The sequence below is a fragment of the Mesorhizobium shonense genome (genome assembly GCF_040545255.1).
Lineage (GTDB): Bacteria > Pseudomonadota > Alphaproteobacteria > Rhizobiales > Rhizobiaceae > Mesorhizobium > Mesorhizobium shonense.
The window spans coordinates 171,459-185,026 of the sequence record NZ_JBEPLM010000010.1 but is presented as its reverse complement, the minus strand read 5'-3'; the positions used below and the strand labels follow the sequence as shown (position 1 = coordinate 185,026).

Genomic DNA, 13,568 nt, shown 5'->3' with positions numbered 1-13,568 from the left:
CGCCGGGCGTAGAGCTCGGCATGAACCGACCCCTTCCGGCCCTACGGGCCACCCTCCCCTCGAGGGGGAGGGGTATCTCAGACAAGGGAGACAGAAATGGTCGGCGCATCGAAGTCGGAAACGGGAGGCGGCCCGATCCGCTACGGCATGGTCGGCGGCGGGCAGGGCGCCTTCATCGGGGCGGTGCATCGCATCGCGGCGCGCATGGACAATGATTTTGTGCTGGTGGCCGGCGCGCTGTCGTCGAATCCGGAACGGGCAAGGGCCTCGGCCGAAGAACTCGGGCTCGACCCGGCGCGCAGCTACGGCTCCTACGCCGAGATGGCAAAAGCGGAAGCCAAGCGTCCGGACGGCATCGAGGCGGTGGCGATCGTCACGCCCAACAATGTGCATGTGCCGGCGGCAAAAGCCTTCCTGGAGGCGGGCATCCATGTCATTTGCGACAAGCCGCTGGCGACTTCGCTGGCCGAGGCGAAGAAGCTTGCGGCCCTGGTCGAAAAGACCGGCAAGGTGTTCGTGCTCACCCACAACTACACCGCCTATCCGATGATCCGGCAGGCGCGCGAGATGGTGGCCAAGGGCCAGCTCGGCGATATCCGCATCGTGCAGTCGGAATATCCGCAGGACTGGTTGACCGAAGACCTCGCCGCCACCGGCCAGAAGCAGGCCTCATGGCGCTCCGACCCCAAGCAGGCCGGCGCCGGCGGCGCGCTCGGCGACATCGGCACCCATGCCTACAACCTCGCCCGCTTCGTCTCGGGGCTGGAGCTCGATTCGCTTTCGGCCGACCTCGATGCTTTCGTGCCGGGACGCCAGCTCGACGACAATGTCAACGTCATGCTGCGCTTCAAGCCGGTCGGCAAGGCGCATCCGGCCAAGGGCATGATCTGGGCGAGCCAGGTCGCGCCTGGGCACGAGAACGGGCTTAAGCTGCGCATCTACGGCTCGAAGGGCGGGCTGGAGTGGGTGCAGGCGGACCCGAACTATCTGTGGTACACGCCGTTCGGCCAGCCGAAGCAATTGCTGACCCGCGCCGGCGCCGGCGCGATGCCTGTCGCGGCGCGTGTGTCGCGCGTGCCGTCCGGCCATCCGGAAGGCTATCTCGAAGGCTTCGCCAATATCTACCAGGAGGCCGCGCGGGCGATCCGGGCAGCACGGCGCAAAGGCGGCAAGCTGGCCAAGGATGTCGTCTTCCCGACGATCGCGGACGGCGTCGAAGGCATGGCCTTCATCGAGGCCTGCGTGAAGTCGTCGAAGAAGAATGGGGCGTGGACGAAGCTGTAGTCGCGGCGCTCGTCGGCGAACGGAGAGTCCCCCTCACCCGGATTGCCAGCCGAATTGCGAAAGCAATTCGGGGCAATCCGACCTCTCCCCGAGGGGAGAGGAGGTCGCCGAGGGTGGCGCGCGTCTCTTCTCCCCACCGGGGAGAAGGTGGCCGCGAAGCGGCCGGATGAGGGGGCAGCGCCGACGGGGGGGAAAATGTCGGCCGTCAAAGGGGGGAGGATGTCGATGAAAATCGGCATGTGCATGTTCTTATGGACGACCAGCGTCTCGAAGAAGCATGAGGCGCTGCTGAAGGACATCAAGGCGACAGGCTTCGACGGCGTCGAGATCCCGGTTTTCGCGAGCAAACCTGACGACTACAAAAAGCTCGGCGAGATGCTCGATCGCATCGGGCTGGAGCGCACCGCGGTCTCGGCCATGGGCGATCCGGCAATGAACCTGATCTCGCCTGACGGCGCGACACGCAAGGCCGGCATCGACTACATGAAATGGGCGATCGACTGCAGCGCTGCGCTAGGCGCGAACAGGCTGAGCGGGCCGTTGCATTCGACGCTCGGCGCCTTCTCCGGCAGCGGGCCGACGGCTGCCGAGAAGAAGCGCTCGGTCGCCTCGCAGCGCGCCATCGGCGACCATGCCGGCAAGAAGGGCGTGACCATCGGGCTCGAAGCGCTCAACCGCTTCGAATGCTATCTGGTGAACACCATGGACGATCTGTGCGAGCATATCGACGCGATCGACCGGCCGCACATCAAGGCGATGTACGACACGTTTCATGCCAATATCGAGGAGGCCGATCCGATCGGCGCCTATACGCGCAATCGCCGAAACGTCGTCCATATCCATATTTCGGAGAACGACCGCGGTGTGCCCGGGCGCGGCAACATCCCCTGGAAGGATACTTTTTCAGCCATCCGCAAGAGCGGCTATGACGACTGGCTGACCATCGAGTCCTTCGGCCGCTCGCTGAAGGATCTGGCGGCGGCGACCAAGGTGTGGCGGGATTTTGCGGAGAGCCCGGAGGCGGTTTATCGCGAGGGGTATCGGCATATCAGGGACGGGTGGAAGAAGGCCGCTTAGGGCACACCGATATTCAGGTGAGGCCGGCCTGCAAATGCCGGCTTCCTGCGCTTCCGGTGCTCACGTACTTCAAGTACGCTCCGCTCCGGTTCTCGGAAGCCACCATTTTCGACTCGGCCTGACCTGAATCTCGGCGCACCCATCCGGCGCTGAGTTCATCACTCATGCGCCGCCTGTAGCCTATTGTAATCATGCAGCGTGCGGCTCAGCCTTCGGCGCAAAAAATTCGAGATGTTGTCGAAGACGAAGACGACGAACAGCGTCAGCAGCACCATGTAGAAGACGTTGGCCCAGTTCGAGTTGGTGCGCATGGCTTCCCACAGCTTCAGGCCGATGCCGCCGGCGCCGACGGCGCCGATGATGGTCGCGCCACGGGTGTTCGATTCCCACTGGTAGAGCGTCTGGCTGATGAAGATCGGCACCACCTCAGGCAGCACGCCGTAGCGCTGCACGAGCAGGCCGTTGGCGCCGGTCGAGAGCACGCCTTCGCGCGGCTTGTCGTCGATGTTCTCCAGCGCCTCGGAGTAGGTTTTGCCGAGCGTGCCGATCTCGGTGAAGAAGATGGCGGCACTGCCGGCCAGCGGGCCGGGGCCGAAGGCGCGGGTGAAGAACAGCGCCCAGATCAGCATGTCGACCGAGCGCATGAAGTCGAAGAAGCGCTTCAAGACCTGGCTGAGCAGGCCGCTCGGCGTGATGTTGCGGGCGGCGAAGAAGGCGAGCGGGAAGGCGACGATGCCGCCGAGCAGCGTGCCAAGGAAGGCCATGACGATGGTCTGCAACAGCTTCGTCCAGACGTCGCCGTGCTGCCACTGCGCGTTGTTCCAGATGTTGTCGGCGGCAAGCGTGAGGTTCGAGGTGCCGGGCTGGAGCTCAGGCCCCGAGACGATCAGCGAAATCACCTCCCCGGCCGATTTGCCGAAGAAAGGCGAGCGCGTGTCGAAGACGAAGTTCGCCCAGCCGAGGAAGCGCTTGCGCACCTTGACGCGGTCGACGGTGACGCGCACCTCGCCGGCAAAGCCCATCTTGGCGACGACCTCGTCGTCATGCACGGTCACCCAGGAGGGTACCGGGCCCGCGACGACCGGTTTGCCGCCGGTAAGCGATATCGGAATGGTCTCGCCGCTGGCGACAATCGTCGCCCGGGTCTTGTCGAAGGTGACGGATTTGGCTTCCCCGTCGATCTGCACGGTGAAGGTGCCGTCGGGATTCCTGATCACCCAGTCCGGATTGGGGTTCTCGCCCAGCGCCGAGAAGCGCGGATATTTCGGCGTGATCTGAGACTGGTCGAGCCGGAATTCCGGCTGCAGGTCGTAGCTGATCCACTGCGACAGGAAGAGCGGCAGGCGCTCCCAATGCGATTCCTTCAACACCTGCGGCAGGCTGAAGAACCACAGGGCGTAGGCGAGATAGAGCACCGTGCCCGCGATCAGGAGCAGCGGCCAGAAGCGCTTGTAGGCCGGCCGCTGGAATATCCGCGGGTGGCGTTCCTCGATGGCCCTGATTTCGTCGACTGTCATAGCCATGGTTAAGCAGCACTCATCAGGAAAGCCTGCTCACCAACAAGCTTGCGGCGCAGCCAGGCGGAGAACTGGTCGACGAGGAAGATGGTGACGAAGAGCAGCAGCACCAGCGCCAACGTCTTGGCGCCGAAGCCGCGCGAGATCGAAAGCTTCAGCTCCTCGCCGATGCCGCCGCCGCCGACGGCGCCCATGATGGTCGAGATGCGCACGTTGATCTCGATCCGGAGCAGCGTGTAGGACATGAAATTGGGCAGCACTTGCGGCAGGTCGGCGAAGCGCACGCGCTCGATCCAGTTGGCGCCGACTGCGCGCAGACCCTCTTCAGGCCGCATGTCGATATTCTCGTTGATCTCGTAGAACAGCTTGCCCAGCGCGCCGATCGAATGCAGGCCGATGGCGATGATCGCTGCGACCGGGCCGATCGAGACGATGGCGGCGAACAGGCCGGCGATGACGATCTCCGGGAAGGCGCGCAGCAGTTCCATGAAGCGCTTGACGACGAGCCGCAGGATCGGGTTCGGCGTCAGGTTGCGCGCGGCGATGAAGGAGAAGGGAACAGCGAAAACGAAGCCGATGAAGGTCGAGACCAGCGCAACATTGACGGTGGTCAGCATCAGCTCGAAATATTCGGGGACGTAGAAGCCGCCCCAGACATAGACGCGGCCGAGCGGGAAGTTGAATTCCTGCGTGCCCTTGTCGTGCGGCGAGGCGATGTCGAACAGCGCCCGCCAGACATCGTACCAGTCCTTCGGGACAAGCCAGCTCAGGAAATCGAGTATATGCGGCAGCCGCTCGAAGAAATGGCCGGCATTGGCCTCGTCGGCAAACCACATGGTCGCGCACATGGCAACCAGAAGAAGGCCGACGCCGAGCGCGGTGTAGAAGCGGCGGAGCGACGTCTGGCGCCGCCAGGCGTCCGCCTGCTGCCTTGTCGCTTCGGAATGGATTGTCGCTGAGGCTGTCATGATCGGAACATGAAAAAAGGGCGGCGCCGCCGCATCGGCCCGAAAATCGAAATCCGATTTTCGGAAAGTCCGATGCGGCAATCCAAAGTGCTAAAGCGTACTTTGTGCGTCCAAGTGGACGCACGTCGCTTTAGTGGACGCCGCCCTTTTTCCTGATGCCGTCAGCCGCCGATAGCGGCTTTGCGGGCTTCGACGATGACGCTGTAGAAGTCCGGCTTCACGGGAACATAGCCGGTGAAATCGCCGCCTTCGACGCCTTCGAAGCAGGGCTTGTCCTTGGCCGGCAGTTGGGTGAAGAAGTCGGCGAGCTTGGCGGTCATGTCGGCGCCCAGCGCGGTGCGGACGACCAGCGGGCCGTTCGGGATCAGGCCCGAGCGCCAGACTTCGACGAAGTCGTTCGGGTCGACGGCGCCCTTGGCGACTTCCTTGTGGAAGGTGCCGGAGGTGTAGCCGTTCTTGAAGTCGCCGATGCCGGACGAATCGTCCACCGCCACGTCGACCTTGCCGTCGCGGACGGCGAGAACGTTGTTCTCATGGCCGCCGTTGAACTGTGTCGAGGCGAAGTAGGTCTCGTTGGAGGCGCCGGTGTCCTTCGGAATCTGGGTCAGCGGGATCAGATAGCCCGAGGTCGAATCCGGGTCGGCATAGCCGAGCTTCTTGCCCTTGGCCGACTTGATGTCGGTGATGCCGGAAGTCTTCAGCGCCAGGCCGATCGAATAGTAGCCGGTCGAGCCGTCGGTCTGCTTGGTGGTGAGGATCGGGGTGACGGCCTTCGGGTCCTTGAGATAGACGCTGGCGTAGCCGGACGCGCCGAGCTCGGCGAAGTCGAGCGTGCCGCCAAGCAGGCCCTGGATGACGCCGTCATAGTCGGCGGCCGGGAACAGCGACACCTTCTCGAAGCCGAATTCGGCCTTTAGATGGTCGGCAAGGCACTGGTAGTTGCGCAGACGATCGGTTTCGTTCTCGCCGCCGAGGATGCCGACGCGGAACTCCTTGATGTCGGCGGCGTGAGCGGCGCTTGCCGCCATGGCGAGCAACGATACGGCGCCAAAAACCATTTTCCTGAACATTTTGACCTCTCTCCTGTTTTGCCGGCTTCGCGCCGGCAGCGTTCTAATTTTGAATTCAGCCTTTGACGCGGGCGTGCGATCCGGGTTGCTCTTGCTAACGAGTTGCCGGGACCATTTCGGCCGGCGGTGGACTCAGTAGCCAGGGAAGGCTGGTTCGAGCGGGCCGGCGGATGCGGTGATCTTCGGCTTGACGGTGACGCTGGTCGACGTGATGGCCTCGGAGATCTCGACGCCATTGGCGTCGGCGCCATAGACCGTGCGGACGGCGTCCCGGTCGAGATCCTCCGGCGCGCCGTCGAACACGACCTTGCCGGCGGCCATGCCGATGATGCGGTTGCAGTAGGCGCGGGCGGTATCCAGCGTGTGCAGGTTGGTGACGACGGTGATGCCTTCGCGCAAATTGATGTCGCGCAGCGAATCCATCACCACCTTGGCGTTGAGCGGGTCGAGAGAGGCAATCGGTTCGTCTGCCAGAAGCACCTTCGGCTGCTGCATCATAGCGCGCGCGATCGCCACGCGCTGCTGCTGGCCGCCGGAAAGCGTGCCGGCCGGCTGCAGCGCGGTGCGGGCGATGTCGAGGCGCTCGAGCGCGGCCACCGCCTCGGCGCATTCGGTGCGCGAGAACATGCCGAGCAGGTTGGAGAACGTCGAACGGTGGTTGAGCCGGCCGAGCAGCACGTTGGTCAGCACGTCAAGGCGCGGCACCAGGTTGAACTGCTGGAAGATCATGGCGCAGTCGCGCTGCCAGCGGCGCAGCGGCGAGCCTTGCAGGCTGGAAACCTCGGCGCCGTCAAAGAAAATCGATCCCTGGCTGGGATCGATGAGACGGTTGATCATGCGCAGAAGCGTCGATTTGCCGGCGCCGGAGCGGCCGATGATGCCGACCATCTGGCCCTGCGGGATCGAGATGTTGATGTCGCTGACGGCAGTGTTCTTGCCAAATCGTCGGGTTACGCCGCGGATTTCCAGCGTGGCCGATGATGCTGACATGGCAAGACTCCGGTACGTCGCGGTTTCGAAGGTCCGTTAACCTTCGCTAGCGCAGCCCCATGAAGCTGGGGTGTCGGATTGATGTCAGTTTTGTTACGACCCACAGGCAGGAATCCTTGTTTATGCATGTCGTTGTCCAAAAACCGCCAGGCACTTTTGGGCGACATGCATCGGATTATCCAAGGACCAGCAATTCCTCGAAACGTTTCATGTCCTTGAAGCTGCAGAAGGCTGGCGGGCGCAATTCGATCACCGGGGCCTCGCGGTCGAGGAACGACAGGCAGTCGTCGAACAGGTGCTGCCAGGCGGACACACGTTCATCGGCAAGCCGGCGGATCTGGTAAGCGAAGGTGATGTGGAAGACGTAAGTGTCGTGGTCGGGGTGACGGTAGCCGAACGGCACCGACAGCGCGTCGCGCCAGGCTTTCAGGATCAGGCGGTCTTCCTCGGTGGCGCCGGCGACGGTCAGGCCGGTCGGCAGGACTTCGACGACCTTGATGTTGAATGCGCCGCGGTCCTCGAAGCCTTGGAGGCGCTCGAGATAGAGGCGAGTCATGTCGCCTATTCCGGTGTCGAACGGCACGTCCGACGGCCAGTAAGGAAGGCGGCGCCGGTATTCGATGATGCCCTGGAAAAGGGTCATATGCAGGCTGGAGATCGGCGTAAAGGCGAGGCGATCCGCGTCCGGCATGGCGAGCATCCGCTCACGCACCTCGATGATGGCGACTTCCGAAGGCGAGCCCTCAACGAGATGGCTGACGACCGTGTTGCCGGGTTCCGGCAGGAAGTTGCCAGATGCGTCGTAACGGGTGCCGAGATGCGCGGGCGGCGCCGGGTTCGTGCCTTCGAAAAATCCGGCGAGCGAGGGTCTAACAGTGGCGAGCATGGCGATCTCCTGGGGGAGATCGGCTCTTGTCCGAGTCATGTGTCAAGGACGTGAAACTCGGCGCATGTTCCGGGGGGCCTTGGTGGTAAAGCTGTAAAATGGAAGATTGACAACGTAAACGTGCAGAGGTTGTCAGCCTGGCTTTCCTGTAAGGTTCGCGAGGAACCACAAGATATAGAGCGGAGCTATGGCTGCTGCCAACAAAACAAAACCCAAAATTACCAATGTTATTGCCGAGACTTTGTCAGATTGTCCCCAGCGCGTAACTCCAAGTCTCACCATCCAAATTCCCAATGCGATTAACGCCAGTCCAATGAAAAGAGGTATTGCGAAAATAGGGCTCACACATGTGCTCCACCGCGCAAATTTGCGCGGATACTAATTCGACAAAAACATCACTGGCGTCAACCGTACTTCTCCAGAAACGCCTCCGCCTCCAGCTCGCGGAAATCATCGAGCGCGGCACGCAGCCTTGCATGGTCCCAGTCCCACCAGGCGAGCGCCTGGTAGCGCTCGGCGGTGCGGCGGTCGAAACGTTCGCGGATCGGTTTCGCCGGCACGCCGGCAACGATGGTGTAAGGCGCGACATCCTTCGATACCACGGCGCCCGCGCCGACCGCGGCGCCATCGCCGACGGTCACGCCGGGCAGGATGGTCGAGCCGTGGCCGAGCCAGGTGTCGTGGCCGATGGTGACCCGTCTGGCGCGGCGCTCTGCGAAGAACTCGCTCTCGTGCTCGGCATCGTCCCAGTAGTCCGAGGCGCGGTAGGTGAAGTGATGCAGTGTCGGCCGCCAGGTCGGGTGGTTGGTGGCGTTGATGCGCACGCTTGCCGCGATGTTGGAGAATTTTCGAATGGTCGTGCACCAGACGGCGCAGTCCTGCATCATGTAGGAATAATCGCCAAGCTCGCTTTCCGAGATGCGGCTGCGCTCGGCGATCTCGGTCCAGCGGCCGAGCTTGGAGTTCTCGACCTGCGCCGTCTCGTGGACCAGCGGCGTCTCCGAAAGCTTCCTCATGCGGCGATCCTGCCCGCGGCGAAGGCGGTGACGTCGATGATGCGGTCGGCCACCGCGTCGCGCACATCCTGGTCGTGAAAGATGCCGAGCAGGGCGACGCCCGCCGCCTTTTTGGCGGCGATGAGCTCGACCACCACATCGCGGTTCCTCGCGTCGAGCGAAGCGGTCGGCTCGTCGAGCAAAAGGATCGGATGCTCGGTGATGAAGCCACGCGCGATGTTGACGCGCTGCTGCTCGCCGCCGGAGAAGGTCGCCGGCGGCAGGGCCCAGAGCTTTTCCGGCAAATTGAGCTGCGCAAGCAGGGTGCGTGCCTTGCCACGGGCAGTTTCCCTGTCCTCGCCACGCTCGACTAGCGGCTCGGCGACGACGTCGAGCGCCGAGACGCGCGGCACGGTGCGCAGGAATTGGCTGACATAGCCGATGGTATGACGGCGCACGGCAAGCACGGTGCGCGGACTGGCTGAACCGAGATCGATCAGGCCGCCCTCATGCTGGACGATGATCTGGCCTTCGTCGACGGCGTAGTTGCCGTAGAGCATCTTCAGGACCGAGCTTTTTCCCGCGCCGGACGGGCCACCGAGCACGGCGCATTCGCCGGCGCGGATCGAGAAGGAGACGCCCACGACAACCGGCAGCGTGACGCCATCGCGCAGGTGCATGGTGAAGCTTTTGGCGACATCGGAAACGACGAGAGGGGTGGCCATCGTCAAACCTGCAAAATCGAGGAAACGAGAAGCTGGGTGTAAGGCGCGCGCGGGTCGTCGAGCACGCGGTCGGTGAGGCCGCTTTCGACGACGCGGCCGTCCTTCATCACCATCATGCGCTGCGACAGAAGCCGCGCAACGGCGAGATCGTGGGTGACGACGACGGCCGCGAGGCCGAGATCGGTGACCAGGCCGCGCAACAGGTCGAGCAGGCGCGCCTGCACCGAGACGTCGAGGCCGCCGGTCGGCTCGTCCATGAACACCAGCCGCGGTCCCGTCACCAGGTTGCGGGCGATCTGCAGGCGCTGGCGCATGCCGCCGGAAAAGGCGCGCGGCTCGTCGTCGATGCGGTCCTCGTCGATCTCGACCCGCGACAGCCAGTCCACTGCGGTGGCGCGGATCTTGCCGTAGTGGCGGTCGCCGACCGCCATCAGCCTCTCGCCGACATTGGCGCCGGCCGATACGGTCATGCGCAGGCCGTCCGCAGGGTTCTGATGCACAAAGCCCCAGTCGGTGCGCATCAGGAAACGGCGCTCTGCCTCGCTCATGCGGTAGAGCTCGCGCCACTGGCCATCGCGCATGCGGTAGCTCGCCGTGCCGGACGACGGCAGCAGCCTGGTGGACAGGCAGTTGAGCAACGTCGTCTTGCCCGAGCCGGACTCGCCGACCACCGCCAGCACCTCGCCCGGCCAGAGGTCGAAGGAGATGTCCTCGCAGCCGACGCGCGAGCCGTAGAACTTGGAAAGCGCTGAAACGCGCAGCAGCGGTTCGTCGGTCATTTTGCCTCCTTACCCTCCCTTGTGGGGAGGGTCGGCGCGCAGCGCCGGCGTGGGGGTTGAGAGGAATTCGCCATCACCCCCACCCGCGCCTTCGGCGCTACCTCCCCACAAGGAGGAGGTAGGATCGGCGCGCCGCTTCTCGCAGTGATCGGTGTCGGAACAGACGAACATGTGCCCGCCATGGTCGTCGAGGATGACCTCGTCGAGGTAGACGTTCTCGGCGCCGCAAAGCGCGCAGGGCTGGTCGAAGGTCTGCACCTCGAAGGGATGATCCTCGAAATCGAGGCTGACGACGTCGGTGAAGGGCGGCACCGCGTAGATGCGCTTCTCGCGGCCGGCGCCGAAAAGCTGCAGGGCCGGGGAACGGTGCATCTTCGGATTGTCGAATTTGGGCGTCGGCGAGGGGTCCATCACATAGCGGCCCTCGACCTTGACCGGATAGGCGTAGGTGGTGGCGATGCGGCCGTGCCTGGCGATGTCCTCATAGAGCTTCACATGCATGAGGCCGTATTCCTCGAGCGCATGCATCTTGCGGGTCTCGGTCTCGCGCGGCTCAAGGAAACGCAGCGGCTCGGGGATCGGCACCTGGAAGACCAGCACCTGGCCGGCATCGAGCGGATGTTCGGGGATGCGGTGACGGGTCTGGATGATGGTGGCCTTCGCCGTCTCGGTGGTGACGGCGACGTTGGCGACCTTCTTGAAGAAGGCGCGGATCGAGACGGCGTTGGTGGTGTCGTCGGCGCCCTGGTCGATGACCTTCAGCACGTCATCCGGACCGATGATCGAGGCGGTGACCTGAACGCCGCCTGTGCCCCAGCCGTAAGGCATCGGCATCTCGCGCGAGGCGAAGGGCACCTGGTAGCCGGGAATGGCAATGCCCTTCAGGATGGCGCGGCGGATCATCCGCTTGGTCTGTTCGTCGAGATAGGCGAAGTTGTAGGTGGCGATCTCTGTCGGTTGCGCTGTCATTCCGCGGCCTCCCTCTTCTCCTCGGCCTTGTCTTCATTATCGCGCGCCTCGTATTCGGCGCGCATGCGGCGCACGAGGTCGAGCTCGGCCTGGAAGTCGACATAGTGCGGCAGCTTCAGATGCTCGACGAAGCCCGTTGCCTGGACATTGTCGGAGTGCGAGATGACGAACTCCTCGTCCTGCGCGGCGGCAATCACATCCTCGCCGAGCTCGCTCGCGCGCAGCGCCCGGTCGCAGAGCGCCATGGCCATCGCCTTGCGCTCGCTCTGGCCGAAGACCAGGCCATAGCCGCGGGTGAATTGCGGCGGCGCCTTGGCCGAGCCCTTGAACTGGTTGACCATCTGGCATTCGGTGACGCGGATGGAACCGAGCGGCACGGCGAAAGGCAACTCCGGCACATCAAGCTCCAGCTCGACCTCGCCGATGCGGATCTCGCCGACGAAGGGATGGTTGCGGGCATAGCCGCGCTGCGTCGAATAGCCGAGCGCCAGCAGGAACCCCTCGTCGCCGCGTGACAGCGCTTGCAGGCGGATGTCGCGCGCCATCGGGAACTGCAGCGGCTCGCGCGTGATGTCGCCGGGCACATGGTCCAGCGGCATCTCCCCATCGGCCTCGATCAGCCCTTCATGGGCGAGGATCGCGGAAACGCGCGGCATGGCTTCGGCTTCGGCCGGACGCTGCGCGGGCGCCTCGACATCGGCGCCGACGGCAAGCTCGGGGTCGAGCAGGCGATGGGTGTAGTCGAAGGTCGGGCCGAGCACCTGGCCGCCGGGCAGATCCTTGTAGGTGGCCGACACGCGCCGCTCGACCTGCATGGCGCCGGTGTCGACCGGACTGGTGTAGCCGAAGCGCGGCAGCGTGGTGCGGTAGGCGCGCACCAGGAAGATCGCCTCGATCATGTCGCCGCGGGCCTGGACGACGGCTAAAGCCGCAAGCTCGCGGTCATAGAGCGAGCCCTCGCTCATCACCCGGTCGACGCCAAGCGCCAGCTGCTCGACGATCTGGTCGAGGCGCAGCGCAGGCACCGAGCGGTCGCCGCGCCGGCGATCGGCAAGCAGGCGGTGCGCATTGGCAATTGCGGCTTCGCCACCTTTCACCGCGACATACATGTCATGCCTCCATCGTCTTGATGCGGGTGGTGCGCGGCAGGCAGGCGAGGCTGCCGGGCGCCGCGAGGACGATGTCGACGCCGCGCGGGAACCGCTGGTTGTTCTGCTTCCACTGCTCGACGAAATGGCGCGGCATGGCTGTCGGCGCGATCATCGCGGTCTTCTCGATGCCCGGCCCTTCAAGCAGCAGCGACGGACCGGAGGCGAGATCGTCGACCAACAGGATCAGCGTCGTCGAGCGGTCGGGATATTCCTGCGTGCCTTGCGAAAAGCCGTCGAGCGCCGCCATCTCCGCCGGATTGGCGATCAAAGCGAAATGGGCATCGGCCGGCGTGTTGGCCAAGGGCGCGCCGGTGTGGAAGCCGAGCCAGGCCTTGACGGAAGCTTCCGCCTGCAGCCGTGGATCGAGCCAGATCGGCGTGTCGTTGTCGCAGAGCGAAAGCGCCACGGCGCCGGCGGTCGCCGACAGCGGCGCCGGCGGATGGGCGAGCGGCGGCAGGGCCTGCACGCTGCCGGGGCGCGCCATCGCATCCATGATGGCGCGAAACACGACTTGAGCGTTGAAGACGGGATCGACGAAGCCGCCTTCGATCGATTGCGTGGCGATGTCCATCAGTCCTCTCCGCGCACCATGGTGAAGAAATCGACCTTCGTGGCCGCCGTCTCGACACGCCGCTTCTCGTGCGCCGCCTCGAGCACCGCGCGCAACGGCGCGACCAGTTTTCTCTCGACCGCCTCGCGATGAGCCGGGTCCTGCCAGAGCGCGTCGGCTATTGCCGCGAGCTTCGCCTTCCCCTTGTCGCGGCCGAGCGCATAGGAATGGCCGACCTGTCCGGAGGGCAGCCGCACGGTGGCGCGGGTGACCGTCGCCTCGCCGACATTGAAGGGCGCGCCGCCGCCGCCGATCCGCCCGCGCACCGTCACCAGCCCGGTTTCCGGGCCGCGCAGCAGTTCGGCCTCGGAGGGCAGGCCGGAGCCGTTCCAAAGACGCGTGATTTCATCGGCCGCCGCATGCGCCAGCGTCGCCATCATAGCCTTCCGCTCGGCCTGCTCGCGCGCTTCCTGTCCTCGCATGGCTTCACTCCTCGCATGAAGATAATTTATCTATTGATATAGACAACTATACAAATTATACTCATCACCTAGCGAGAGTCCATGACGGGTGGATGACAAAGGAGCGTAAAAGTTTGGCGGCGGGG

General features: G+C 64.4%; 14 protein-coding genes. 2 read left to right on the top strand and 12 right to left on the bottom strand.

The window, feature by feature from the left end:
• Nucleotides 1-96 precede the first annotated feature (96 nt).
• Both ABID26_RS24365 and ABID26_RS24360 read left to right on the top strand, forming a co-directional pair.
• Nucleotides 97-1,284 (top strand): Gfo/Idh/MocA family protein, encoded by a 1,188-nt coding sequence (locus ABID26_RS24365; RefSeq protein ID WP_292302311.1) that lies wholly within the window; start codon nucleotides 97-99, stop codon nucleotides 1,282-1,284.
• 225 nt (nucleotides 1,285-1,509) lie between these two features.
• Nucleotides 1,510-2,361, top strand: coding sequence for a sugar phosphate isomerase/epimerase family protein (locus tag ABID26_RS24360; RefSeq protein WP_292302309.1), 852 nt, complete (start codon nucleotides 1,510-1,512; stop codon nucleotides 2,359-2,361).
• A 158-nt stretch (nucleotides 2,362-2,519) separates the two neighbouring features.
• Here the strand turns inward: ABID26_RS24360 and phnE (ABID26_RS24355) are convergent, their stop codons facing one another.
• The 12 genes from phnE (ABID26_RS24355) to phnG all read right to left on the bottom strand — a co-directional run bounded on the left by phnE (ABID26_RS24355) (nucleotide 2,520) and on the right by phnG (nucleotide 13,443).
• Nucleotides 2,520-3,878: a phosphonate ABC transporter, permease protein PhnE gene (phnE, locus tag ABID26_RS24355; protein ID WP_292302324.1), complete on the bottom strand. Its 1,359-nt coding sequence runs from the start codon at nucleotides 3,876-3,878 to the stop codon at nucleotides 2,520-2,522.
• An 8-nt stretch (nucleotides 3,879-3,886) separates the two neighbouring features.
• On the bottom strand, nucleotides 3,887-4,846 hold the full coding sequence (phnE, locus tag ABID26_RS24350) for a phosphonate ABC transporter, permease protein PhnE (protein WP_292302307.1): 960 nt from the start codon (nucleotides 4,844-4,846) through the stop codon (nucleotides 3,887-3,889).
• 161 nt (nucleotides 4,847-5,007) lie between these two features.
• Nucleotides 5,008-5,916, bottom strand: a complete 909-nt coding sequence (gene phnD, locus ABID26_RS24345) for a phosphonate ABC transporter substrate-binding protein (protein WP_126097816.1) — start codon at nucleotides 5,914-5,916, stop codon at nucleotides 5,008-5,010.
• 132 nt (nucleotides 5,917-6,048) lie between these two features.
• Nucleotides 6,049-6,906 (bottom strand): phosphonate ABC transporter ATP-binding protein, encoded by an 858-nt coding sequence (gene phnC / locus ABID26_RS24340; protein WP_126097817.1) that lies wholly within the window; start codon nucleotides 6,904-6,906, stop codon nucleotides 6,049-6,051.
• Nucleotides 6,907-7,081: 175 nt separating this feature from the next.
• Entirely contained in the window at nucleotides 7,082-7,792 is a 711-nt protein-coding gene (locus tag ABID26_RS24335) for a DUF1868 domain-containing protein (protein ID WP_126097818.1), read from the bottom strand.
• Nucleotides 7,793-8,196: 404 nt separating this feature from the next.
• The gene (locus tag ABID26_RS24330) at nucleotides 8,197-8,808 is read right to left on the bottom strand and encodes a DapH/DapD/GlmU-related protein (protein WP_292302303.1); all 612 of its coding nucleotides are present in this window, start codon (nucleotides 8,806-8,808) and stop codon (nucleotides 8,197-8,199) included.
• Nucleotides 8,805-9,512 (bottom strand): phosphonate C-P lyase system protein PhnL, encoded by a 708-nt coding sequence (gene phnL, locus ABID26_RS24325; RefSeq protein ID WP_292302301.1) that lies wholly within the window; start codon nucleotides 9,510-9,512, stop codon nucleotides 8,805-8,807. Before phnL ends, ABID26_RS24330 begins: the two co-directional genes overlap by 4 nt.
• A gap of 2 nt (nucleotides 9,513-9,514) precedes the next feature.
• Nucleotides 9,515-10,291 carry a phosphonate C-P lyase system protein PhnK gene (gene phnK / locus ABID26_RS24320; RefSeq protein ID WP_126097821.1) on the bottom strand — a complete coding sequence of 259 codons (777 nt, stop codon included), beginning with the start codon at nucleotides 10,289-10,291 and terminating at the stop codon, nucleotides 9,515-9,517.
• Nucleotides 10,292-10,300: 9 nt separating this feature from the next.
• The gene (locus tag ABID26_RS24315) at nucleotides 10,301-11,260 is read right to left on the bottom strand and encodes an alpha-D-ribose 1-methylphosphonate 5-phosphate C-P-lyase PhnJ (protein ID WP_245460195.1); all 960 of its coding nucleotides are present in this window, start codon (nucleotides 11,258-11,260) and stop codon (nucleotides 10,301-10,303) included.
• Complete coding sequence (locus tag ABID26_RS24310) at nucleotides 11,257-12,369, bottom strand: carbon-phosphorus lyase complex subunit (protein WP_126097822.1); 1,113 nt, start codon at nucleotides 12,367-12,369, stop codon at nucleotides 11,257-11,259. The genes ABID26_RS24315 and ABID26_RS24310 overlap by 4 nt, the downstream gene beginning before the upstream one ends.
• 1 nt (nucleotide 12,370) lies before the next feature.
• Complete coding sequence (phnH, locus tag ABID26_RS24305; protein WP_126097823.1) at nucleotides 12,371-12,982, bottom strand: phosphonate C-P lyase system protein PhnH; 612 nt, start codon at nucleotides 12,980-12,982, stop codon at nucleotides 12,371-12,373.
• Entirely contained in the window at nucleotides 12,982-13,443 is a 462-nt protein-coding gene (phnG, locus tag ABID26_RS24300; RefSeq protein WP_126097824.1) for a phosphonate C-P lyase system protein PhnG, read from the bottom strand. The genes phnH and phnG overlap by 1 nt, the downstream gene beginning before the upstream one ends.
• Between the last annotated feature and the right edge of the window lie 125 nt (nucleotides 13,444-13,568).

What these genes read in the sequence shown, in the direction of transcription:
- ABID26_RS24365 (WP_292302311.1), top strand. Translation starts at nt 97, where the DNA reads ATGGTCGGCGCATCGAAGTCGGAAACGGGAGGCGGCCCGATCCGCTAC.
- ABID26_RS24360 (WP_292302309.1), top strand. Translation starts at nt 1,510, where the DNA reads ATGAAAATCGGCATGTGCATGTTCTTATGGACGACCAGCGTCTCGAAG.
- phnE (WP_292302324.1), bottom strand. Translation starts at nt 3,878, where the DNA reads ATGACAGTCGACGAAATCAGGGCCATCGAGGAACGCCACCCGCGGATA.
- phnE (WP_292302307.1), bottom strand. Translation starts at nt 4,846, where the DNA reads ATGACAGCCTCAGCGACAATCCATTCCGAAGCGACAAGGCAGCAGGCG.
- phnD (WP_126097816.1), bottom strand. Translation starts at nt 5,916, where the DNA reads ATGTTCAGGAAAATGGTTTTTGGCGCCGTATCGTTGCTCGCCATGGCG.
- phnC (WP_126097817.1), bottom strand. Translation starts at nt 6,906, where the DNA reads ATGTCAGCATCATCGGCCACGCTGGAAATCCGCGGCGTAACCCGACGA.
- ABID26_RS24335 (WP_126097818.1), bottom strand. Translation starts at nt 7,792, where the DNA reads ATGCTCGCCACTGTTAGACCCTCGCTCGCCGGATTTTTCGAAGGCACG.
- ABID26_RS24330 (WP_292302303.1), bottom strand. Translation starts at nt 8,808, where the DNA reads ATGAGGAAGCTTTCGGAGACGCCGCTGGTCCACGAGACGGCGCAGGTC.
- phnL (WP_292302301.1), bottom strand. Translation starts at nt 9,512, where the DNA reads ATGGCCACCCCTCTCGTCGTTTCCGATGTCGCCAAAAGCTTCACCATG.
- phnK (WP_126097821.1), bottom strand. Translation starts at nt 10,291, where the DNA reads ATGACCGACGAACCGCTGCTGCGCGTTTCAGCGCTTTCCAAGTTCTAC.
- ABID26_RS24315 (WP_245460195.1), bottom strand. Translation starts at nt 11,260, where the DNA reads ATGACAGCGCAACCGACAGAGATCGCCACCTACAACTTCGCCTATCTC.
- ABID26_RS24310 (WP_126097822.1), bottom strand. Translation starts at nt 12,369, where the DNA reads ATGTATGTCGCGGTGAAAGGTGGCGAAGCCGCAATTGCCAATGCGCAC.
- phnH (WP_126097823.1), bottom strand. Translation starts at nt 12,982, where the DNA reads ATGGACATCGCCACGCAATCGATCGAAGGCGGCTTCGTCGATCCCGTC.
- phnG (WP_126097824.1), bottom strand. Translation starts at nt 13,443, where the DNA reads ATGCGAGGACAGGAAGCGCGCGAGCAGGCCGAGCGGAAGGCTATGATG.